Source organism: Oceanobacter kriegii DSM 6294, assembly GCF_000422845.1.
Classification (GTDB): domain Bacteria; phylum Pseudomonadota; class Gammaproteobacteria; order Pseudomonadales; family Oceanobacteraceae; genus Oceanobacter; species Oceanobacter kriegii.
On record NZ_AUGV01000020.1, the window covers coordinates 40,473 to 63,186 of the forward strand.

15 protein-coding genes are annotated in these 22,714 nt (G+C 56.3%); 9 read left to right on the plus strand and 6 right to left on the minus strand.

Annotation, left to right across the window (positions count from 1 at the left end; translation table 11 throughout):
- The first annotated feature begins 19 nt into the window (after positions 1 to 19).
- The 3 genes from G516_RS0111315 to G516_RS0111325 are packed head-to-tail and all read left to right on the plus strand — an operon-like array spanning position 20 to position 5,899.
- Positions 20 to 1,498 (plus strand): TolC family protein, encoded by a 1,479-nt coding sequence (locus G516_RS0111315; protein ID WP_028293756.1) that lies wholly within the window; start codon positions 20 to 22, stop codon positions 1,496 to 1,498.
- Positions 1,495 to 2,685 carry an efflux RND transporter periplasmic adaptor subunit gene (locus G516_RS0111320; RefSeq protein WP_051219312.1) on the plus strand — a complete coding sequence of 397 codons (1,191 nt, stop codon included), beginning with the start codon at positions 1,495 to 1,497 and terminating at the stop codon, positions 2,683 to 2,685. Before G516_RS0111315 ends, G516_RS0111320 begins: the two co-directional genes overlap by 4 nt.
- Positions 2,686 to 2,695: 10 nt before the next feature.
- Entirely contained in the window at positions 2,696 to 5,899 is a 3,204-nt protein-coding gene (locus G516_RS0111325; protein WP_028293758.1) for an efflux RND transporter permease subunit, read from the plus strand.
- Between the two features lie 42 nt (positions 5,900 to 5,941).
- On the opposite strand, the gene G516_RS0111330 is transcribed toward G516_RS0111325, so the two are convergent.
- Positions 5,942 to 8,746, minus strand: a complete 2,805-nt coding sequence (locus G516_RS0111330; RefSeq protein WP_169449529.1) for a prealbumin-like fold domain-containing protein — start codon at positions 8,744 to 8,746, stop codon at positions 5,942 to 5,944.
- A 459-nt stretch (positions 8,747 to 9,205) separates the two neighbouring features.
- On the opposite strand from G516_RS0111330, the gene G516_RS0111335 reads away from it, so the two are divergent.
- Both G516_RS0111335 and G516_RS22125 read left to right on the plus strand, forming a co-directional pair.
- The gene (locus tag G516_RS0111335) at positions 9,206 to 10,492 is read left to right on the plus strand and encodes an HlyC/CorC family transporter (RefSeq protein ID WP_028293760.1); all 1,287 of its coding nucleotides are present in this window, start codon (positions 9,206 to 9,208) and stop codon (positions 10,490 to 10,492) included.
- A gap of 44 nt (positions 10,493 to 10,536) precedes the next feature.
- On the plus strand, positions 10,537 to 11,253 hold the full coding sequence (locus tag G516_RS22125; RefSeq protein WP_051219314.1) for a YoaK family protein: 717 nt from the start codon (positions 10,537 to 10,539) through the stop codon (positions 11,251 to 11,253).
- Here the strand turns inward: G516_RS22125 and G516_RS0111345 are convergent.
- Complete coding sequence (locus tag G516_RS0111345; RefSeq protein WP_028293761.1) at positions 11,217 to 12,095, minus strand: bile acid:sodium symporter family protein; 879 nt, start codon at positions 12,093 to 12,095, stop codon at positions 11,217 to 11,219. The two genes, G516_RS22125 and G516_RS0111345, sit on opposite strands and share 37 nt — an antisense overlap.
- A gap of 370 nt (positions 12,096 to 12,465) precedes the next feature.
- Here G516_RS0111345 and G516_RS0111350 point away from each other — a divergent pair, with 370 nt between their 5' ends.
- From G516_RS0111350 to G516_RS0111360, 3 genes are all read left to right on the plus strand, one after another.
- Positions 12,466 to 13,338 (plus strand): 1,4-dihydroxy-2-naphthoate polyprenyltransferase, encoded by an 873-nt coding sequence (locus tag G516_RS0111350; protein WP_036536046.1) that lies wholly within the window; start codon positions 12,466 to 12,468, stop codon positions 13,336 to 13,338.
- Between the two features lie 133 nt (positions 13,339 to 13,471).
- Positions 13,472 to 15,583 carry a methionine--tRNA ligase gene (gene metG, locus G516_RS0111355; RefSeq protein WP_028293763.1) on the plus strand — a complete coding sequence of 704 codons (2,112 nt, stop codon included), beginning with the start codon at positions 13,472 to 13,474 and terminating at the stop codon, positions 15,581 to 15,583.
- Positions 15,584 to 15,792: 209 nt separating this feature from the next.
- Positions 15,793 to 16,665 (plus strand): dienelactone hydrolase family protein, encoded by an 873-nt coding sequence (locus tag G516_RS0111360; RefSeq protein WP_028293764.1) that lies wholly within the window; start codon positions 15,793 to 15,795, stop codon positions 16,663 to 16,665.
- 143 nt (positions 16,666 to 16,808) lie between these two features.
- On the opposite strand, the gene G516_RS0111365 is transcribed toward G516_RS0111360, so the two are convergent.
- Positions 16,809 to 18,698, minus strand: coding sequence for an alkaline phosphatase D family protein (locus G516_RS0111365; protein WP_211225102.1), 1,890 nt, complete (start codon positions 18,696 to 18,698; stop codon positions 16,809 to 16,811).
- Positions 18,699 to 18,925: 227 nt separating this feature from the next.
- Here G516_RS0111365 and G516_RS0111370 point away from each other — a divergent pair, with 227 nt between their 5' ends.
- Positions 18,926 to 19,498 carry a VF530 family protein gene (locus G516_RS0111370; RefSeq protein ID WP_028293766.1) on the plus strand — a complete coding sequence of 191 codons (573 nt, stop codon included), beginning with the start codon at positions 18,926 to 18,928 and terminating at the stop codon, positions 19,496 to 19,498.
- 5 nt (positions 19,499 to 19,503) lie between these two features.
- Here the strand turns inward: G516_RS0111370 and G516_RS0111375 are convergent, their stop codons facing one another.
- From G516_RS0111375 to sspA, 3 genes are all read right to left on the minus strand, one after another.
- Complete coding sequence (locus G516_RS0111375; RefSeq protein ID WP_028293767.1) at positions 19,504 to 21,426, minus strand: methyl-accepting chemotaxis protein; 1,923 nt, start codon at positions 21,424 to 21,426, stop codon at positions 19,504 to 19,506.
- Positions 21,427 to 21,640: 214 nt separating this feature from the next.
- Positions 21,641 to 22,054, minus strand: a complete 414-nt coding sequence (locus G516_RS0111380) for a ClpXP protease specificity-enhancing factor (protein WP_028293768.1) — start codon at positions 22,052 to 22,054, stop codon at positions 21,641 to 21,643.
- A gap of 8 nt (positions 22,055 to 22,062) precedes the next feature.
- Positions 22,063 to 22,689: a stringent starvation protein SspA gene (gene sspA, locus G516_RS0111385; protein ID WP_028293769.1), complete on the minus strand. Its 627-nt coding sequence runs from the start codon at positions 22,687 to 22,689 to the stop codon at positions 22,063 to 22,065.
- Positions 22,690 to 22,714 lie beyond the last annotated feature (25 nt).

Below are 22,714 nucleotides of genomic sequence, written 5' to 3' on the forward strand. Positions count from 1 at the left end.
GTTAATCACAGGAAAACCCATGAAACCCGATTTTCATCAGGCACCGTCATGCCTGCGTGCTGGTCAGGTCCTGGCGTTGTCAGTGCTGTTTGTACTGACGGCTACCGTCAGCCTGAACAGCCATGCAGAGTCTGAGCAAAACCAGACCAGACAAGCCCAGAACAGACTGGCTCAAGCCCAGACCAGCCAGCTGAACAGTGCGGTCAAACCACAAACGTCGCCACTGACTCTGCAACAGGCCAGTCAGCTGATGCTGCAAGGCAACCCCGAGCTGGAAGTCTTCCAGTGGCGTCAGCAGGCCAATCAGGCGGCCCGCCAACAGGCGGCACTGACACCTGCTCTGTCACTGGAACTGGCCGCCGACAACCTCACCGGCAGCGGCGAATACACCGACACCAGCGAAACCGAACTGGCCATTGGCCTGTCCTCAATGCTGGAACTGGGACAACAACGCCAACGCCGCATTGCCAGCGTGGATGCCCGCCAGCAGCAATGGGCCTTGCAACAACAAGAGCGCCAACTGGCACTACTGGGCCAGCTGACCCGGCAGTTTGCTGAAGCACTGGCGCAGCAGCAGCAACTGCAACTGGCGAACCGCCAACAGCAGCAAGCCGCGGACAGCCTGGCCATTATTCAACGCAAGCACTCCCAGGGTGCGGTTGCCGAGGCCGATGTATTGCAGGCCGAGGCCGAACTCGTGCGCTTGAAGCTGGCCGCCGATTTGGCCCAACGGCAGTTGTGGCAAGCCCGCTATCAGGTGTTCAGCCTGGTTTATCCAAGCCGCCCTGCCAGCCAGATTCAGCCACTGGCAGAATCCACCGACAGGCCGCTGCAAGGGCAACTGGTAGCCGTCGATACATCCAACAATGCATCTGCTAACGGCGGCCAGTGGCAAACGCTGCTGCAACAGTGGCAGCAGTCACCCGCCGCACTGCTGATGCAACAACAACAGCGGGTGCAACAGGCCCGCATTGATGAAACCCGCGCCAGCGCCGACAGCGCCATTGGCTGGAATATGGGGGCCACGCACTTTAACGCGACAGGGGACGTCGCATTCAGCCTCGGGGTTAGCGTTCCGCTGGGTAGACGCAGCCGCAACATCAGCCAATTGCAGCAACAGCAAGCTGAGTTGGGTGCCCTGCACAACCAGCAACAAACCGCGGCCCAACAGCAACAGCAGGCCCTTTATCAGGCTTGGCAAGGTTATCTCAGTGCCCAGATAGGCTGGCAGCAATACCAGCAAGGCGTTATTCCGCGTCTGCAACAGGCACTGAATGACATCCGCACCGGCTACCAACAAGGCCGCTACGACTACAGCGCCTGGCAACAAGCGCAACAAAGCCTGTTCGACGCCCAACAACAGCGCATTGCCCATGCGTTGGATCTGGCCATTGCCCGCAGCTGGCTGGAACAGCTGACCGCAGCGCCCTTCGAGATGTCCAACAACACTCTCCCTTCGTCCGCCATTCGCCAAACACACACGGGAACCCAACCATGAATACTGTACAGAAATTGCCTTTGCAGCTTGGCTGGCTGGCCAGCGCCACCCTGTTTGGCTGCCTGACCATCACCATGCCATCTGTGGCCGCCACCAATTTGCAAGCTACAGACGACCATGGCCATAGCCATGCCAGCGAGCATGATCATGACAACGAGCATGACGATCACGAAGAGGGTCACGAAGAGGGTCATGAAGAAGAGCACGACCACGATGATCATGCTGATGAGCATGATGAAGAAGCGGATCACGAACACTCAGATCACGAAGAAGACGACCACGAAGAAGATGGCCATGAGGAACATCCCCAAGAACATGAACACGCTGAAGAACACAGCGACAGCACCCGCATCGACGCCGATATGGCCGTCGCTTCCGGCATAGTCATCGCCACCGCAGGACCCGGCGAAACCGGCACCCGAGTATCCGGTTATGGCCGCGTTGTAATGCCACACCACCAGCAAGCCCATGTGGTGGCCCGCTTCCCCGGCCTGATTACCCGCATGGCCGTCGCCACCGGCGACCAGGTCAAACGCGGTGACGTGCTGGCGGTCGTCGAAGCTAACCAAAGTCTGCAACGCTACTCCATCACCAGCCCTATCGACGGCGTGGTACAACAGCGACTGGCCAGCAATGGCGAATTCGCCAACGACCAGCCCTTGTTCGAAATCCAGAACACCGACCAGCTGTGGGTCGAAATCCCGGTATTTCCGGCCCAGCGTGGACAGGTAATGCCCGGACAAACCGTGTCGCTGTCGCGCACCTCTGGCGCAGCAGCCCATAACCTGGCAAGCGCTGATGGCCCTGTTATCGGCAAAGTCGAGTCCATCTTGCCAAACAGCAACGGGGCCCCATGGGCCATTGCCCGCGTCGTTGTGAATAACCGCGAACTGCCCGCCAGCCAGCAACTGCTGCCCGGCGAATTGCTCAACAGTGAGATTCTGGTAAGCAGCGAACAAGCCGCCGTGGTCATCGACCAACAAGCCCTGCAAACCCTCGAGGGCAACACCGTGGTGTTTGTGCAAAACGGCGACGAATACCAGGCCCGCCCGGTACGCATTGGCCGCAGCCTGCATGGTCAGCTGGAAGTGCTGGACGGCCTGCAAGCCGGTGAGCGCTATGTGGTGAACAACAGCTTCCTGATCAAGGCAGACATCGGCAAAGCCGGTGCCGCCCACGAACACTGAGGCCATCACCATGATTGAAAGCATTCTTCATTTTTCAATACAACGCCGCTGGCTGGTGCTGAGCCTGATGCTGCTGGTGATCGGCACCGGCATCTGGAGCTACCAGAAGCTGCCGATTGACGCCGTGCCCGACATCACCAATGTGCAGGTGCAAATCAACACGGAAGCCCCCGGCTATTCACCGTTGGAAGCCGAGCAACGCATTACCTTCCCGGTTGAAACCGCGCTGTATGGTTTGCCAAACCTCGACCATACCCGTTCGATTTCCCGCTATGGGCTATCGCAAGTCACCGTTGTCTTTGAAGAAGGCACCGACCTGTACTTTGCCCGCAACCTGATCAGCAACCAGCTGGCCAGCATCCAGTCGGAACTGCCCGAAGGGCTGCAACCAGAAATGGGACCGGTATCCACCGGGCTGGGAGAAATCTTCACCTATACCGTGGCGGCTGCCGAAGGTTATGAACAGCAGTACACGCCCACCGCGCTGCGAGAATTGCAGGACTGGGTGATCAAACCGCAGCTGGCCCAGGTGCCGGGCGTGGTAGAAATCAACACCATGGGGGGCTTCGACAAGCAGTTTCACGTCACCCCGGACCCGGCCAAACTGCTGGCCTTCGGCATCAGTTTGCCGGAGCTGGGCGAAGCCTTGCGCCGCAACAACAGCAATCAGGGGGCGGGCTACATTGAACGCCACGGCGAACAATTGCTGGTGCGCTCCCCCGGCCAGCTGAGCGGCATCGATGACATCGCCGAACTGGTGATTGGTCTGCGTGATGGCGTGCCGGTGAAAGTCAGCGACGTTGCCGAGGTAGCGATTGGCAAGGCCCTGCGCACCGGCGCGGCCACCCGCGATGGCCGTGAAACCGTGATGGGCACCGCCATGATGCTGGTGGGGGAAACCCCGAAAACCGTCGCCAATGCCTTGGCCGAAAAGCTCGCCAGCATTCAAACCAGCCTGCCCGAAGGTGTAGTGGTTGAAGCGGTGTACAACCGCACCACACTGGTGGAAAAAACCATCCAAACGGTGCAGAAAAACCTGCTGGAAGGGGCATTACTGGTCATCGTGGTGCTGTTCCTGCTGCTGGGCAATATTCGCGCGGCACTGATTACAGCCGCCGTCATTCCCCTTTCGATGCTGGCAACCGTCACCGGCATGGTGCAGTTTGGTGTGTCCGCCAACCTGATGAGCCTGGGGGCGCTGGATTTTGGTCTGATCGTCGACGGCGCAGTGATCATTGTTGAAAACTGCATCCGCCGCCTGGCCGAAGCCCAACACGCCAGTGCTCACATAAATGGCAAGGATGGCAGCTACCGCTTGCCACTCAAAGAACGTCTGCAACTGGTGTACGAAGCCACCAGCGAGGTCATTCGCCCCAGCCTGTTTGGTGTTGCCATTATTACCGTGGTGTACCTGCCGATTTTTTCGCTTACCGGCGTCGAAGGAAAAATGTTCCACCCGATGGCCGCGACCGTCGTCATGGCCTTGCTGGCCGCCATGGTGTTCTCGTTAACCCTGGTGCCCGCGGCCGTCGCCTTGCTGATGAACGGTAAGGTCAGCGAGAAAGAAAGCCCGGCCATCAAGGTCAGCAAGTCGCTCTATCGGCCGTTACTGCAACTGGCACTGCGTGCCCGTTGGCTGGTGGTATCGGTGGCTGCCCTGCTGGTGGCTGGCTCGCTGTGGTTACTGACCACACTGGGATCGGAATTTATTCCACAGCTGGATGAAGGCGATATTGCCCTGCACGCCATGCGCATTCCCGGCACCGGACTGGAGCAGTCGGTTGCCATGCAGGAGCAACTGGAGCAACGGCTGCAGAAGTTCCCGCAGGTCGACAAGGTATTCGCCAAAATCGGCACCCCGGAAGTCGCCACCGACCCCATGCCACCCAACGTGGCGGATAACTTTGTGATTCTGAAGCCACGCGACCAATGGCCTGACCCCAAGCTACCAAAAGCCGAACTGGTGGCGGCGATGGAAGCTGCTGCCAAGGAAATTCCGGGCAACAACTACGAGTTTACCCAGCCCATTCAAATGCGCTTTAACGAGCTGATTTCCGGTGTCCGTGCAGACCTTGGCATCAAACTCTACGGCGACGACCTCGACACCCTCAATGCCAACGCCAACCGCATTCTGGCGGTGGTCCAAGCCATTGATGGTGCTGCCGATGCCCGGGTTGAACAGGTCACCGGCTTGCCCATGTTGTCGGTCATTCCTGACCGCGCGGCTCTGGCCCGTTACGGCCTGACGCTGGAACAGGTACAACAACTGGTGGCCACCGCCGTCGGCGGCGAATCTGCCGGGCTGATCTATCAGGGCGATCGCCGCTTCCAGCTGGTAGTACGACTGCCAGAACCACTGCGACGGGACCTCGACGCCCTCAGCCAGCTGCCGGTGCCACTGGACCCGGCGCTGACCGAGCAATGGCACACGTCAGCCAATAGCCGCAGCAATGACAACCGAACGTCACAAACGCAGCAGAGCTGGATTCCACTGGCCGAAGTGGCACGGCTGGAGATCAAACCCGCGCCAGCCCAGATCAGCCGCGAGAACGGCAAACGCCGCATCGTGGTATCGGTGAATGTGCGCAACCGCGACCTCGGCAGTTTTGTTGAAGAAACCCAGCAACGCATCGCCAGCGAAGTGCAACTGCCGAGCGGCTACTGGCTCGACTACGGAGGTACATTTGAACAGCTGCAATCCGCCAGCCAGCGGCTGTCGATTGTGGTGCCCGTCACCTTGCTGCTGATTCTGGGCTTGTTGATCACCGCCTTTGGCTCGGTGCGCGACTCGCTGATCATCTTCAGCGGGGTGCCACTGGCGCTGACCGGTGGCGTGCTGGCCCTGTGGCTGCGCGATATGCCGCTGTCGATCACCGCTGGCGTTGGCTTTATCGCCCTGTCCGGCGTGGCGGTATTGAACGGTCTGGTGATGATCGCCTTTATCCGCGAGCTGTGGCAGCAAACCGGTGACCTGCGCCATGCGGTGGTGGAAGGGGCGCTGATTCGTCTACGGCCGGTGCTGATGACCGCACTGGTTGCCAGTCTCGGCTTCGTACCGATGGCCCTGAACGTCGGCACCGGTGCCGAAATCCAGCGGCCACTGGCCACCGTGGTGATTGGCGGCATCGTGTCATCGACCCTGTTGACGCTGCTGGTACTGCCGGTGCTGTACGAATGGCTGCATGGCAAGAAAGCAAAGGCTCCGATCAAGTAACTCGTCTGGTTTCTTACAGGCCCGGAACTGGGGTGGCGAACGTCACTCCAGTACCACCCAGAACTTCACTTCAAAACTCGGGTTACCTGAGTCACTTCGGCCCTCCATTACACCGGGAGGGCTAACCCGCACATGAGTCACGTTTTCTGTGGGCGTTTCGGTCCAGCTACTCCCATTATCAACGGAATACTCAACCTCACTGTCGGACAACGACAAACCGGTGCTAATACTGCCCTCCTGCACTTGCAACGGCGGAGTTGCCCCCCCCTCGCTACCAGAGACATAAAAATGCAAGTTGTCCGGTATGGCGTCGGTCAACACCATGGAGTCCTGCCCCACTGACCCCAAACCGGAGTTTTCCACTTCGATGGTGTACTCCACCAATGATCCCGGTATGGCTTTTGGCGACACCGACTCATTCACCGGGTCCCATATGACCTGATTGGTCTTGACCAGTTGCAAGCGAGGCTTCAGCTGCTCATTGGTGAAGGTGCAAGTGATGTCGGTATCGTCGACGCCAATCGTCAGTGTATTGGTCGACGCATCAAAACCGGCGGTGCCTGTGCAACTGAGCGCTTGCTCGAAGTCGGATAAATCCAGGCCTGTCGTCGAAGCCGCCCCCCAGCTCTCAGCCAGAGTGCCGGATTCCAGAATATAGACGGTGACTGGATCACTGGTGGTCAGGTTATCCCCTGCCGATGTCGAAGTGTGGGTGACCGCAGCGTCGTTGCTGAAACCACTGCCACCGATACGAATAACCGATCCGTTGTCCGAGTTGACCCATTGTTTTTGCAACACCAGATTGGCGCTTTTGCGGGTGTTAGTGAAGGTACAGTCGATGGCCGTATCGTCCTGACCAACCGTCAGAGTCGCATCCGTCAGGCCATCCGTTCCGGAACAGCTGATGCTGGTGTTGTAATAATCAGAATTACCTGTCGTCCAATTCTCCGCAAGAGTCGCGGTTTCACCCACATAGACCGTGCTGGCCGCGCCAGAGTCCGTGTTGTCTCCAGTAGCACTGGAGACCGAACTGGCGAGACTGGCGTTATTAACAAAGCCGCTGCTGGCTAAGCTCACCTCATCGTTTTCGAAGCCAACCGCCCACTGTTTGGTCAAAATCAGATCTGCACTCTTGCGATCGTTAGTGAAGGTACAGGTGATGTCGTTATTCGGCATGGTGAAGCTGGTGCTGGTGCCCGAACCGGAAGCAACGGCGGTCGTTGCAGGCACGGTATCGCAGCTGAAACTGGCATTGTAATTGGCCATATCAGTAAATATATCGCCAGTATCGGGGTCACTCGCTATTGCGGAGGTTCCCACAACTTCAGAAGCGGTGACGGTGCTGGCCACATCGACCCGTTCCAGGACTGTTGTACCGTCGCCACCTTCGACAGAATCAGTGCCGTTAGCGTTCAGCACAAACAGCCCAGGCTGGAAAGGGTCATTCAGAACCTTGGTCACTGACAGGTCGCGCTGTCGTACACTGGTATAAGTACAAAGAATTTCCGCACCGGCCTGCATTTCAACGCTGGAGAGGCCAATTTGAGCAGCGTTGGTGGCATCCACGGTGCCGACATTCGTGGCGCTGGAACCATAATAGGTCGGCAGGTAGTCCAGACACTCGACGTCCTTGAAACGGAAATCGCTGTTTGCGGTTTCGGCAATATCAATGGCATTTCCGACTGAAAACAACTGCACCGTGCTCTGGGTTGGAGTAACAACCGCCGGGGCGGTATCCGGTGTACTGGCGGTTGTCGTCGTGATGGTTTCGGTGGTCCAGCCGTTGGTGCCGGTAAATTCAAAAGTACCGACATCCTGCTCGGAGACTTTCTCCACCTGCACGGTCGGCTGCTTGATATTGGTAATGGTGCAGGCAGCAGACACTGCGCTGGTACCGAGAGTGGCGGTCATGGTGCGGGTGACAGTATCGCTGGTGATGGCGACACCGCCACTGCAAACGATACTTTCAGCCGTGTCTTCCCAACCGGTGGTGGCCGCTTCAGTTACCGTGATGGTTTGATCATTCTCATCAACCGTCATAAATATTCGTGCCGTTTCACCGTCACTCAGGGTAAACGTGGTGGTGTTTGTCGCATCATCAAGAGATGCCGGAATATACGTCCCGCCTGTAACATCGGAATCCGTCAATGTCGCTCCTACCAGAGCCATCACCTTGGTACCCGCAGGGCCAGTAGCAGTGTATGAAAATTCCTGCGGAGCAAACCCGTCGGCGGTCATGGATTGCTGATCCGGTGTGGTCTGCTTGGTGATATCAAACCAGACACCCACCTCGACAGCGACGACACCATTAACATAGCCAGCACCGGACTGACATTTGGAAGGTGAAAGGGCCACAACATCAGCCGGGCCAGAACAATTAAGGCCACCGCGGTTCTGAACATACGTTAGAATGTATGGGACCTCCAATGCAGAAGTAGATACAGAGCTTGCTGCGTTCGCCGAGCAAATGACCTTGATTTCGTTAATGATATTGGTCGTTTCAGCCTTCCTGGGATAATCACCACAGGCATCACTATTATTGCCTTGCGTCTCAAGATCGCTCCATGGTGACAGCGACGTTGGAAAGGTTGCTACCGAACACTGCGCCAAACCAGTACTGGAAATACTGCTGGGCGTTGATGCCACCGGGCTGTTGCCCTCTTGCCCCACAAAAAAACCGATGTCGTAACGGTTGGCATTGGATTCCGACAGATCAACCTCAACGACGAATTCAAATTCTTCGCCGCTCATACAGAACGGTGGCGTGTTATCAGCGGCACTGAATGTCGCGTTGACCACGAACTCACCGGCCGTACAGTTAGTGATTTTACTGTCTCTATCAGCCATACAAGGTAAATCCTTGGTGGCACTGACATTGACTTCAGTAAAGGAAAAAGCGGGGGACGACAGCAACAGTCCAAAAAACAGGAAAATCGCCCGGGTTGGGAAATTCATCTGAATACATCCGTTGTAAATACAAGCCAGACACGAAGTGGTCGGCTACTGACAAGCGTGTCAAAATTGTAGGACAATCCTTTAGATCAAAAGATAAACAAGAACAAAGGTAAACAAAACAATCAATAGCCTGACCATTATTTCCCCCATGGAATTAACGAGCCATCTATGAGCCTCTGTATACGCTGATATCCCACACTCCCCTTGCCAGCTATTCCCCGCAACATCACCCTCTACAGACGGTAATAACCCCTCACTTTCGACCAACTATTGACCCTGACCACAGGTCTGGTTGACAGAAAACCGGCTGGCCCTATGATGACGACTTCTTCTTAGTCAAAGGACACCGCCTTGAACGAGGTTCCCTTAAGTGTGCTATTCGGCATACTCGTGGTACTGATCATCTTTTCAGGATTCTTCTCCAGCTCTGAAACCGGCATGATGTCGTTGAACCGTTACCGGCTCCGCCATCTGGCCAAGAACGACCATCAGGGCGCCAAACGAGCTTCCAAACTGCTCGATAAGCCAGATCGCCTGATCGGCACCATTCTTACCGGCAACAACCTGGTGAACTTCGCAGCGGCTGCCCTGGCAACCATCATCAGCCAGCGCCTGTGGCCTGATAACCCGGATTTGGCGGTGTTTGTGAACACCATTCTGTTCACGCTGGTGGTATTGATTTTTGCCGAGCTGACGCCCAAAACCCTGGCGGCCATTGCGCCCGAAAAAATCGCCTTCCCGGCATCGCGCATTCTGTTGGGGCTGCAGTGGGCCTTGCACCCGTTTGTCTGGTTTGTGAACACCATTGCCAACGGCATTCTCAAGCTGTTCAAAATGGACGTGAACAACGCCAACTCAGACCACCTCAGCACCGAAGAACTGCGTACCGTGGTACGTGAAGCCGGTACCATGATTCCAAAGCGTCACCAGCACATGCTGTTGAGCATTCTGGATCTGGAAAAAATGACGGTGAACGACATCATGGTGCCGAAGAATGAAGTATTCGGTATCGACCTTGATGACGATCTGCCTGACCTGATTGAGCAACTGCGTACCGCCCAGCACACCCGAGTGCCTATTTACCGTGGCAACCTCAACAACATCATTGGTGTATTGCATGCCCGTTCTCTGGCGCGTGTATTAAGCCGCGAGAGCTTTTCCAAGAAAGACATTGAGGACGCTACCCGCGAGCCTTACTTCATTCCGGAAAGCACGCCGCTGCACACCCAGCTGTTCAACTTCCAGAAAAACCAGCGTCGTATTGCACTGGTGGTGGATGAATACGGGGATGTTCAGGGTGTTTGTACGCTGGAGGACATTCTCGAGGAAATCGTCGGCGAATTTACCACCGACGTGGTCGCCGCCACGACGCCGGATGTTCACCCGCAGGAAGACGGCAGCTACATTGTCGACGGCACCGCCTACATTCGTGATGTGAACAAGTCGATGAGCTGGGAATTGCCAACCGATGGCCCCAAAACCATCAGTGGTTTGATTGTAGAAAGTATCGAACACATTCCCGAAGCGCCGGTGTGTTTGCGCATCGACAAGTACCGTTTCGAGATTCTGGAAATCCGCGACAACATGGTGAAAGCCGTGCGCGTAACACTGGACTCCAAGCGCAAACAGCAGGACTGATCCTGCCATCTGACTGAGTCACCATCACACTCCGGAGGCCCCGTATGATCACCCGTTTACCACGATGGGCAGAATGCGGGGCCTTTTTGTTAGCCTTCATTGCCGGCTACATCAACGTGGTGGGGCTGCTGGGCTTCGACCATCAATCCATATCCCACTTATCCGGCACCGCCAGCCAGTTGGCCAGCAGCATCAGTGAGGCACAACCACACGGTTGGCATTTACTGGGCGTGCTTCTGAGCTTTCTGGTTGGTGCCGTGATTTCCGGTGCGGTACTGGGTAGCAGCGCCTTGCAGCCCGGTAAACCCTATGAATTGCTGCTACTGCTGGAAGGCGGGTTGCTGCTGTTGTCGATCTGTCTGTTGCAGCAACAATCCGGTTGGGGTCATTTCAGTGCGTCGATGGCCTGTGGTTTGCAAAATGCCCTGGCCACCACTTTCAGCGGTGCCATCATCCGCACGACCCATGTTACCGGCATCGTCACCGACCTGGGCATTATGCTGGGCCACTGGTTCCGCAGCGGCCAACTGGACAAGCGTAAGACACGGTTGTTTGTGCTGATTCTGGCAGGCTTTATCAGCGGCGGTATTCTGGCCACCCGGCTGTTTGATCACTGGCAATTCAATGCCTTGCTGGTTCCGGCCAGCCTCTGTTTATTGGCTGCACTGGCGTATCGCTTTTCTCTTAAAAAGCCGTTCAAGAAAACCGATCAAGAAACCGCAAATCAGGAAGGGCCCAGTAAGGAACGGCCATCGCGATAACGCAGCAAGGCAATAAACGCAAAACCCGGGATGTTCATCAGAATGCCGTACATCAGTGGAATCATCGCCAGTTCCGGGCGTTGCAGAAACGCCATCGCCACCAGAATTGCCGTACCCGCGTTCTGAATCCCCACCTCAACGGCAATGGTTCGGCTGTCCGCCGACGAGCAACCAAACTGGCGCGCCATGGTAAGGCCACTGACAAACGCGAACACCGACAGCAACATCACCGCCAGCCCCTTCATCGAAAACAAATCGGCCATGATCGGCAAATGCGTTCCCATCAAAGCAAGCACCAGCAACATCATAACGATGGTGGACAAGCGCTTGCAGGGTTGCTCAATCCGGTTCGCCAGCGACGTCGCCCAATGACGAATCGCCATCCCCACCACCACCGGCACCGCCGTGACCACCAGCAACTGCTTGATGGTTAACGCCAGCGGAAAATCAAACGCCGCCAGCGTGTCGCCGGATGCATTCAGATAACTGACAAACATCAGCGGCAGCGTGAATGGTACCAACAAACTGGTGACCGCCGTCAGCGCAATACTGAGCGCAACGTTGCCGCCCGCCAGATAACTGAACAGGTTCGAGGTCGCACCGCCCGGGCACAACGACAGTAAAAATAGCCCCGCCGCCACCGGGCCATCCAGCCCCAACGCAATAATCAGAATCAGCGCCAGGCTGGGTAAAAACACCATCTGGGCACCAAAGCCCAGCAACATGGCCTGCGGTGAGCGCAGGATTTCCCGGAAATGCACCAGCCGCAATCCAAGCCCCATGGCAAACATAATAAATGCCAGCACAATCGGCAGTACTACCTGAGACAACGCTTCCTGCATCGCTAATCTCCTCAACCAACGGCTCAGGAACCCTCCTGAACCAACAACAAAACCGACGTTATCGGCCTGACAATACAACACCTGAAGGGCAGCATCTGTGCTGCACGTCCGTGACGACGGATCAACGCCCCGTTATCCAGAGCGAACACCGGGTTATTCATAGCGCCATTAAGGTTCTATTATCGACCAAAAATCCATCTTTGTCCGCTCGACCAAAGCCGAGCCAACCCAACCCAACCCAACACCACCCCGGGCCGTACAACATCAGCCCAAACCGATTCTTTGCAAGCCGTGCAGCACACGTCATGGAAAACGTCATACAAATCGGCCATGCTCCTAACGGACAATCCGCACAGGGAGCGAGGACAACATGGTGAAGTACTGGCTGTTGGCGATTCGCCCCAGAACCATTCCTGCATCGGTTGGCCCCGTATTGCTGGGCACCGCACTGGCCTCGCAAACCTCAAGCATTCACTGGCCGCTGTTTCTGCTTGCCATGGCCTGCGCCGTGCTGCTGCAAATTGCCGTCAATCTGGCCAACGACCTGTTCGATGGTCTGGCGGGGATCGATACTGCCGAACGGCTGGGGCCCGCTCGCATGGTCAGCTCCGGGTTTATTTCAGCGTCTGCTATGTCGGCCGCTCTGGCGCTGTTTACCCTGGCAGCCATGGCCGCTGGACTGATGTTGGCCGCCATGACCGACTGGGCATTGTTGTGGTTCGGGCTCGCCTGCATAGCCGCCGTATTTGCCTACAGCGCAGGGCCTTTACCGTTGGCTTCCGCCGGGCTTGGCGAAGTAGCAGTGCTGGTGTTTTTCGGCTGGGTCGCGGTAATGGGCAGCTATTGGCTGCAAACCGGTGAGTTAACACCCACTTCGTTTCTTTATGGCAGCAGCGCTGGGCTGTTCAGCGTGGCGATTCTGCTGGTGAATAACCTCAGGGACATTCCCACCGATCAACATACGGGCAAACACACACTAGCAGTTCGGCTGGGTGCAGACCGCACCGTGCAGCTGTATCAGGCCAGTTTGATATTGGCGCTGCTGATTCATGTGCTGGTCAGCCTGCCCAATCTGCTGTTGGCCATTGTGCCACCACTGCTGCTGACCAAAGCCGTCACCCGCTTGTCAAAAGACATCAGCCATACCCGCGGCCGCGCACTCAACCCCATGCTCGGGCGCACCGCCCAAACCGGGCTGATGTACTGCGTGGTCACCTCGCTGTTACTGATTCCCTGGAACTGACTTTTATTTCGTCATTTTCACGCTTTTCAAAGCCCTTGATACCGTCCCACTGGATGAAGGCCGCAGCCGAACCCGCTACAATACCGCCCTTTGATTTTTCCACGATATTGAATCGCAACGAATCGGTAGCAACATGACAAACAGCCAACGCAAGATCCTGGTCACCAGCGCGCTCCCATACGCCAACGGCTCCATCCATTTGGGCCACCTGCTGGAATACATTCAGACCGACATCTGGGTACGTTTCCAGAAATCTCGCGGCCACATGTGCACCTACGTTTGCGCCGACGATGCTCACGGCACCGCCATCATGCTGCGCGCCGAGAAAGAAGGCCGCTCTCCGGAAGAACAGATCGCTGCGGTAAAAGCCGAGCACGAAGCCGACTTCGCCGCCTTCCAGATTGGTTTTGATAACTTCCACAGCACTCACTGTGAAGAAAACCGCGAGCTGTCGTCGCTGATCTACACCCGCCTGCGTGACAAGGGCCACATTGCTGTGCGCTCCATCAAACAGGCATTTGACCCGGAAAAAGAAATCTTCCTGGCCGACCGTTACATCAAGGGTGACTGCCCGAAATGTTCTGCTGCCGACCAGTACGGCGACAACTGCGAAGCCTGTGGTGCCACCTACACCCCGGCCGAGCTGAAAAACCCGTACTCCACCATTTCCGGTGCCACTCCGGTTGAGAAAGAGTCCGAGCACTACTTCTTCAAGCTGCAGGATTTCGACGCTTTCCTGAAAGACTGGACCCGCTCCGGCACCCTGCAGAACGAAATTGCCAACAAGCTGAACGAATGGCTGGAAGCTGGCCTGCAGGAATGGGACATCTCCCGCGACGCGCCGTACTTCGGTTTTGAAATCCCGGATGCCCCAGGCAAATACTTCTACGTATGGCTGGATGCACCGATCGGTTACATGGCTTCCTTCAAGAACCTGTGTGACTCCGACAAGGGTCAGGCGGCCGGTCTGAACTTCGACGACTACTGGAAAGTGGGCTCCGACGCCGAGCTGTACCACTTCATCGGCAAAGACATCGTTAACTTCCACGCGTTGTTCTGGCCTGCGATGCTGAGCGCCTCCGAGTTCCGCACTCCAACCGCAGTAAACGCTCACGGCTTCGTGACTGTGAACGGTGCCAAGATGTCCAAGTCCCGCGGTACCTTCATCAAGGCCCGTACTTACCTGAACCATCTGAACCCGACTTACCTGCGTTACTACTTCGCCGCCAAGCTGGGCTCCAGCGTGGACGACTTCGATTTGAACCTCGAAGACTTCGTTCAGCGCGCCAATACGGATTTGGTCAACAAACTGGTGAACATCGCCAGCCGTACCGCCAACTTCATCAAAAAAGCCGGTGGCAAACTGAGCGACAATTGCGTTGAAGAAGCCATGGTGCAGGACTTCATCAATGCCGGTGACCAGATCGCCGCGCACTACGAAGCCCGTGAATTTGGCAAAGCCATGAAAGACATCATGGCACTGGCCGATCGCGCCAACGAATACATTCAGGAAAAAGCTCCTTGGGCGATGAACAAGGAAGAAGGCCGCGAGCAGGAAGTGATCGACGTTTGCTCTGTTGCCATCAACCTGTTCCGTCAGCTGATCACCTACCTGGCACCGGTACTGCCGGAAATCGCCGAGAAAACCGCTGAGTTCCTGAACCTCGACGACATGAACTGGGATTCCCGCAGCAATATCCTGCTGGGCCATGAAATCAACAAGTTCAAGCCGATGCTGGCTCGTGCCGAAATGGACAAGGTGACCGCCATTCTGGAAGAAACCAAAGCCGAACTGGCGATCGAAAACGGCGAGAAACCTGCTGCCGAAACCAAAGCGGCTGACAGCAAAAAGCAGGAGAAAAAGAAGAAGTCGAAAGGTCCCGAGCTGCGTGAAGACGGTAACGAAGTGATCGCCGACACCATCGAATTCCCCGACTTCGCCAAAGTCGACCTGCGCGTTGCCCGCATCGTCAAAGCCGACCACGTCGAAGGCGCCGACAAACTGCTGCAACTGACACTCGACATCGGCAACGGCGAAACCCGTAACGTCTTCTCCGGCATCAAAGCCGCCTACCAGCCAGAAGACCTGGAAGGCAAACTCACCATCATGGTCGCCAACCTGGCACCACGTAAAATGAAGTTTGGCCTCTCCGAAGGCATGGTACTGGCCGCAGGCCCTGGCGGCTCTGAAATCTACCTGCTGGAACCAAACGACGGTGCCCAGCCAGGAATGCGAGTCATGTAAGGACGGGTGATGTAATTACCCAAGTGTTAAACGCGAAAAAGGCTGCCAATTGGCAGCCTTTTTCGTTTTCAGGGGTATTAATAACCCCCTTCTATCACCCGCTGCACAAAAAACAATCGCTGTGTTTCCGGCCTGAACCTACTATCGGTAACCGTGTCCAGAGTTCGTTAACCAATAACAACCAGCAAACTACTTTCCGAGGATGTGCCATGGAACGCGATCATATCGATCCGAAGATTTATGAGTTGTACGACGAGTATTGCCACAGCGGTATGAGCCGCCGGGATTTTCTGGCCAAGGCTGCGGTGGTAACAGCAGGTGGTGTGGCGATGGCGCAGGCGTTGCTGCCTAATTACGCCAATGCCGAGGAGGTGTTGTTCACCGATGATCGCATCAAGGCCAGTTACGTTGAGTACGATTCTCCCGGTGGTACGTCAGGCAAGATGCGTGGTTATCTGGTGAAGCCCGAGGGCAAGGGGCCATTTCCGGCAGTCTTAGTGGTGCATGAAAACCGCGGTTTGAACCCGTATATCAAGGATGTTGCCCGCCGGGCTGCGGTGGAAGGTTTTCTTGCTCTGGCGCCGGATGGTTTGTTTCCGGTCGGCGGCTATCCCGGCAATGATGACGAAGGCAAGGTGATGCAGGCCAATCTGGACCCGGCCAGGCTGTATACCGATATGCTCAACAGTGCCAAATTCATCAAGCAGCATGAGCTGTCTTCCGGCGAGCTTGGGGCCACAGGCTTCTGCTATGGCGGTGGTGTGGTGAACCAGTTGGCAGTGGATATGGGAACCGGCCTGAACGCTGGCGTGCCGTTTTATGGCCGTGCGCCATCGTTGAATGACGTCGCGGCCATCAAGGCTCCCTTGATGGTGCAATACGCCGAGGAAGACCCACGTATCAATGCCATGAAGCCGGACTACGAGGCTGCGTTAACCAAGGCCAAGGCGGAGTTCGTGATGCATGTGTATCCGGGCACCCGTCACGGCTTCCACAATTATTCCACGCCCCGTTACGACAAGGAGCAGGCGAAAATTGCCTGGCAGCGTACGGTGGGCTTTTTCAAGGAAAAGCTGGCTTGATGCTATAAACAGTTGAGCGACTGTTTACCTACACCGGCCAAACACCCGATCTATTCGGGTGTTTGGTTTCAAGCTTCTGGCACCTGAACCTCTAGGACCTAAACCTCTAGAAGCCAAGCCACTGTCATTTAAACCTCTGGCACCTAATCTTCCACCTCAAACACTACCCGCTTGCCATCCGCCTGATGCACAATCGCCTGAACGTCTTCGATTTTATCCGCCAGTGCCAGGTCCCCTACTCCACTGTGGTTGTGCAGCACCCGGCTTTCGCGGCCATTGGGGTGACGGCGTTCGATTTTCATATCTCGGCGTCGGGTGAGGAAGTTCAGCGGTGACTTGCTGCCAAAAATCATCAGGTTTATACGGTCGAACCAGGCCAGCAGTTTGTGGGGAAATTCGTTTTTCAAACCGCTGCAGGTGATCTGCAAAATGCGCGGGCTGTGTTTGCGGAAGCGCAGAGTGATGTCGTAGGCAAAGGAGTAATGCACATCCCCCGACAAAATAATGAACTGCGGTGGGGTTTTCTTGTGGCGGAAAATATTCAGCATCACATTGGCCGCCCCCGGATGGGCCATCCAGTTTTCGGCGTCCACCATCAGCGGTTTGCCTACGAAGGTAAATATCCGCTGAATCACTTCGATCAGCTTTACGCCAAAGATAGGGGCTGGTGATACCAGAATCACCGCTGGCTGGTTAATCAGCTCCTGTTGTAGCTCGCTCAGGCTTTCCCAGTCCATCAGGCCCGAAGGCTTGTTGGCGCTGGATTCTGAGCGCCATCGATGGGTACGAGTATCCATCACCACCAGTTTTGGGGTGGTATCCAGATGGTAGTGCCATTCGTCAAACTCCAGCACCCGATCAACCAGTTCATCGTGCTGCTGAATGCCTTGTGGCCCAAACCAGTCACGGACCTCGTCCGTCAACTGGCGATATTTCTGCGGCTGATTGCCCCAGCCCTGACACAACCAATACGCGATCAGGGCATTGCCGATGATGCGACGGGAAAAGTCGTTGTTGTAGGCGGCTTCTTCCCAGCCACGGGTAAGGTTCCAGTCGTCGGTAACGTCGTGGTCGTCAAACATCATGTAGCTGGGGATATGCGCCAGTACGCGTCGCACCTTGCCAAGGCCACGACTGAAACCCTCGATGATCGGCTTCTCGCGGTCATAACGCGCTGCATGTTGCGCCGGAATACGCTGCCGTCCGGCATCCAGGTCGACCCACTGCCATGGCGTGTCGGACCACACCAGCAAGTACATGGCCATCACTTCCGCGAACGACACCAGATGGTTATGAGCGCCATCGGCGGTGAAGATGGGTTTGCGGCCGCCCCGAAACACCATTTTTTCGACCTTTTCGTCGACTTCGGGCAGCAGGTGTTCGCGGCCGTAATAACAGTTGGGATGCTCTATCAGGTCTTTCAGATTGGTGGCTTCGGTGCCTTTCCAGTCTTCGTCGTAGAGGCCCAGCGCCTCAATCACCTGATGAATCGCCACCAGCATTGGGCCTGCGACGTCGTCGGCGTAAATCTGGTCGCCATGCATCATCATCAGGGACGGCCGGCTACCCGGCTCCAGCAGGCTTTGCTGAACCTGTACGTCAGCCTGAATCAGGGCGTCGTCATTGGGGTAATGAGGTTTGCGGCAAGAACCGTGCAGCATGCGCTTGATAGTAGGCTGCACCATAAATACCGGCAGCTGCTGACCGTCGTAGCACAACGGCAAGTCGGCCAGCAGCGAGGCATTCTGCTGATCCAGCAGGTCGTAACACAGTGCTGTATCCACAGGTAAGTCAGCACTGACTTCCAGCAAATGCACCACGCAGCGCTCGCCTACCGGGATCGCTTGATGCTGCTGCGTGCAATCGACCAGCTCGCTGGAGTTGGCATCCGTCAGTTGCACGCTTGGCATAGTGCAGTCCCTGGTCACCAGCCACAGCACCAGCCCTGCTGGTGTCGTATGACGCAGCATGGGGCCAGCGATAATGGCTGGAATATCAGTGGGTGCAGTTGCAAGCGGTTCAGTCAATGCCATGGGGGCGCGTCAATCGGGAAAAGGATATGGAAACAAAGCGCGGATTAACGCCGGGTTAATCCATTTCTGCTTCACACGGTGTATTGAAAGATGGTCAGGTATTAGGAGAGGGATATGCCTGACATTGTTCCCCTGCGCGGCAGAGTTCAGCGACGGCAGGCACTGAAACGCGTACACTGCGCGCTTCAACAGAACCACCCACCAAACGCACCGCTTTCAGGAACACCATGACAGACGAAAACCAAACCAACTACCAGAACAACCCGCTGCACGGCGTCGGCCTCAAGCAAATGCTGGAGGAGCTGGTGAGTCACTATGGCTTTCAGATTCTGTTCGCGTATCTGAACATCAACTGTTTCAAGACCAACCCGACCATTATGGCCAGCGTGAAGTTTTTGAAGAAGACCACCTGGGCGCGTGAAAAGGTCGAAGTGTTTTATCTGTATCGCTACAAGAACCTGCCGAATCCGTCTTCCGAACAGTTCAAGCAGTCGCCGCGGGATCGGGTGATTCCTGCCCATCAGCAGGTTGGTGAGCCACAGGAACTGTCGTTGGAAGACGCAGAGCAGGAACAGCAAAAGCGTGAGCGCCGCAGCGCGGCACACAACAAGCGTCCTCATGGCGGCAAGCCATTCGGTAATCAACGCAATATGGAACGTCGCCGGGTTACGTCCGGGCAGGACGGCCGCACGAGCTCAAGCTATAACTCTAACCGCAGCCCAAATCAGGGCTCAACAAAGAGCGCGAGCACTGACCCGTGGGCCAATGCTCGCAAGAAAATCCAACAAGACGACGAATAACCGCGTCAGTTGAGTTTGTACTGACCGATCTGAGACTCCAGCAAGCGCACCACCGAAGACAACTCTTCACAAGCGGCCTGGGTATCTTGCGCCAGTTGACTGTTGCGGTCGCTGGCGTGGGAAATGGATTCGATGTTTTGCGACATGCTTTCCGTAACCTGGCCCTGCTCGCGGGTTGAGTTGGCGATTTCGGCATTGGCATGACTGAGGCTGGCCATGGCATCCACCACTTGCGCAAAGGTGTTGCTGACCTGCGCCGTCATGGAGGCATTTTCAGACGATTCAGCGCGATTGGTTTGCATCAGTTCGGTGGCGTGCTGACCTTGTTTCTGCAGTTTGGCGACCATGTCGTTGATCTCTTCGGTCGACTGCTGGGTACGGCTAGCCAGCGAGCGTACTTCATCGGCCACCACCGCAAATCCGCGGCCTTGCTCACCTGCCCGTGCGGCTTCAATCGCGGCGTTCAATGCCAGCAAATTGGTTTGCTCGGCAATGTTGCGAATCACATCCAATACAGTCGAAATGCTGGCACTGTCAGCAGCCAGTTGTTCCACCGCCCGTTCCGATTCCTCAATGCTGGAGGCCTGGGATTGAATGCGTTCACAAGCAGTCTGCAACAACGTCGCGCCTTCCTGTACCTGCTTCAACGCCATCGACGTGGTGTCCTGCGCCCGACCGGTGGTGCCCGCCACTTCTGACGCGGTCATCGACAATTCATGAGCAGCAGAGGCCACATTTTTGGTCTGATCTGCCTGTTCCAGCTGGTTGGCATTGAGGCTGTCGGCCATGCCGCCCAGCTTGGCGGTCACCTGACGTACCTTGGCAGACTCGGATGCAACGCTTTTCATGGTGGCCTGCAAACGATCCAGCAGGCGGTCAAATTCGTTGGCCATGGTGCCAAATTCGTCATCACGACCGGAGTTGAAGCGACGGGTCAAATCCCCTTCCCCATCGGCCATTTCCTGAATGGTACGAATGCGGTGTAACAGCGGTCGCATCACCACTTTCTGAATCATGGTGAACACCACCACGCCCAGTACCACCAACAAGCCCAACAATCCGGCCAGTCCTTCCATCACTGCGGCTCGCACCATCGCCGCGGTTTCACGGGTGTCGGTGCCCAGAGCAATGCCGTAGCCCCAGGGGGCAAAGGCTTCGGTTCTGATCTGCCAGCCGGATTCACCTGCCAGTGCCTGTTCAATGGTGTCTGTGTTGACACTTTGGGTATGCAACCGGACGGCACCTTTGCCGTCCAGCAGGGCAACAAAGCCCTTATCCAGAATGCTAAGGTCTGCCAACGCAGCGGCGAGGGATTTCAGGTCGGCCGAGTAACCCACGTACCAGATGCCGATGACCTCGCCACGGGCGTTGACCAAAGGTTCATACGCCGTCAGGTAAGGTTTGCCCAGAATATCCACTTCGCCGTAATAAGCCTTGCCCTGACGAATGGCCGCCATGGCCTTGCCGCCGGGAGCCAGTCGGGTACCAATGGCGCGCTTGCCTTCCTTCATTACGTTGGTGGAAATCCGAATGAAGTCGTCGCCCTGTTTGGAAAAGATGGTCGCTGTGCCGCCCATCACTTCGGTCAGTCTATCGACCAACGCAAAATTATTGGCCAGTGCCATATTGCCCAGATACAAGTCGTTGGCGCGTGTGCCGTTCACACTGATGGTTTCACCCAGCTCCGCAGCGCCCAGCGCCATGCCCCGCTCTTTCAGCAGTTTCATCGAGCTGACCACCCGCTCGCTCATGATGCCATCGGTCACTTCCAGCATGCCGACCACTTTCGAGAGCGCCTGCTGTTGTTCCTTCAGCACCCGCTGTTCAACCGCCGCTACATTGCGGTTGTAGGAAAACCAGGACAACACCACGGCAAACGCCAGAATGGTAAACACCAGGGTAAAGACCAATTTTTTCTGAATGGACATGACAGCATGCCTCTCCTTGAATGCATTAATTCAAAGAGTAGACAGCCACAGCGTAATGGCAGGCTGGAGTCAGGAAAGTCGGGTTTTGAGGCTCTATTCTGAATCCTTTGTTTGATTCAGCTCAGCGTTGGCAATGGTAGTGACAGAGGCGAACAGCAAACAGGCTCGTCACCAACAAAAACGCCCGGACCTTGCGGGCCGGGCGTTCTCGGGATTACTTGACGACTTTCAGCGAAGGTCGTCCAGACGTTGACGGCGCCGGTTCTTCGGCTTCCGGCTCGGTTTTGGTCGGCGTTGGATCATCCGGGTCCGGCGCACCGGCTTCGGTTCCAAACACCATGCCTTGGCCGTTTTCCTTGGCGTAAATCGCCAGAATCGCAACCGTCGGTACATAGACCGACATAGGCACACCGCCGAAGCGGGCGTTAAACGAGATACCGTCGTTATCAATCAGCAGGTTTTGCACCGCGACCGGGCTGACATTCAGCACGATCTGGCCCTGATTGACGTAGTCCTGAGGTACCTGGACCCCAGCAAGCGATGCATCCACGAGTACGTAAGGCGTGCACTGGTTATCGAGAATCCACTCGTTCAGGGCACGTACCAGGTATGGTCTGCTTGGGGTCATGGTACTCATCAGTCGCGCATTTCCCGTTCTGCTTCAGTCAGGGAAGCCTGGAACGATTCACGATCGAACAGACGGTCCATGTATTGCAGCAGTGGCTTGCACTGTTTTTCTGGCAGTTCGATGCCCAGAACCGGCAAACGCCACAGGATTGGTGCAACGCAGCAATCAACAATGGAGAAGTCTTCGCTCATGAAGTACGGCATTTCAGCGAAGATCGGCGCAATGCCAACCAGGTTGTCGGTCAGTTCCTTACGCGCTTCTTCAACGCCTTCGTTGCCTTTCAGGATGGTGTCGATCAGACCGCCCCAATCCTTTTCAATGCGCTTGATCCACAGACGGCTCTCGGCACGGGCAACAGGGTAAACAGGCAGCAGCGGAGGATGCGGGAAACGCTCGTCCAGGTACTCCATCATGATGTTCGGATCTTCGTACAGAGTCAGATCACGATCCACCAGCGTTGGCAGGCTGTTGTACGGGTTCAGAGACGTCAGATCTTCCGGCAGATTGTTCGGATCGACATCCAGGATTTCCACGGCTACACCTTTTTCAGCCAGTACGATACGTACGCGGTGGCTGAAGTGATCCGTGGCATCGGAATAAAACGTCATGGTAGAGCGCTTGGCTACAACCCCCATAGTGTCCTCGCTTGCTAAAAAATCA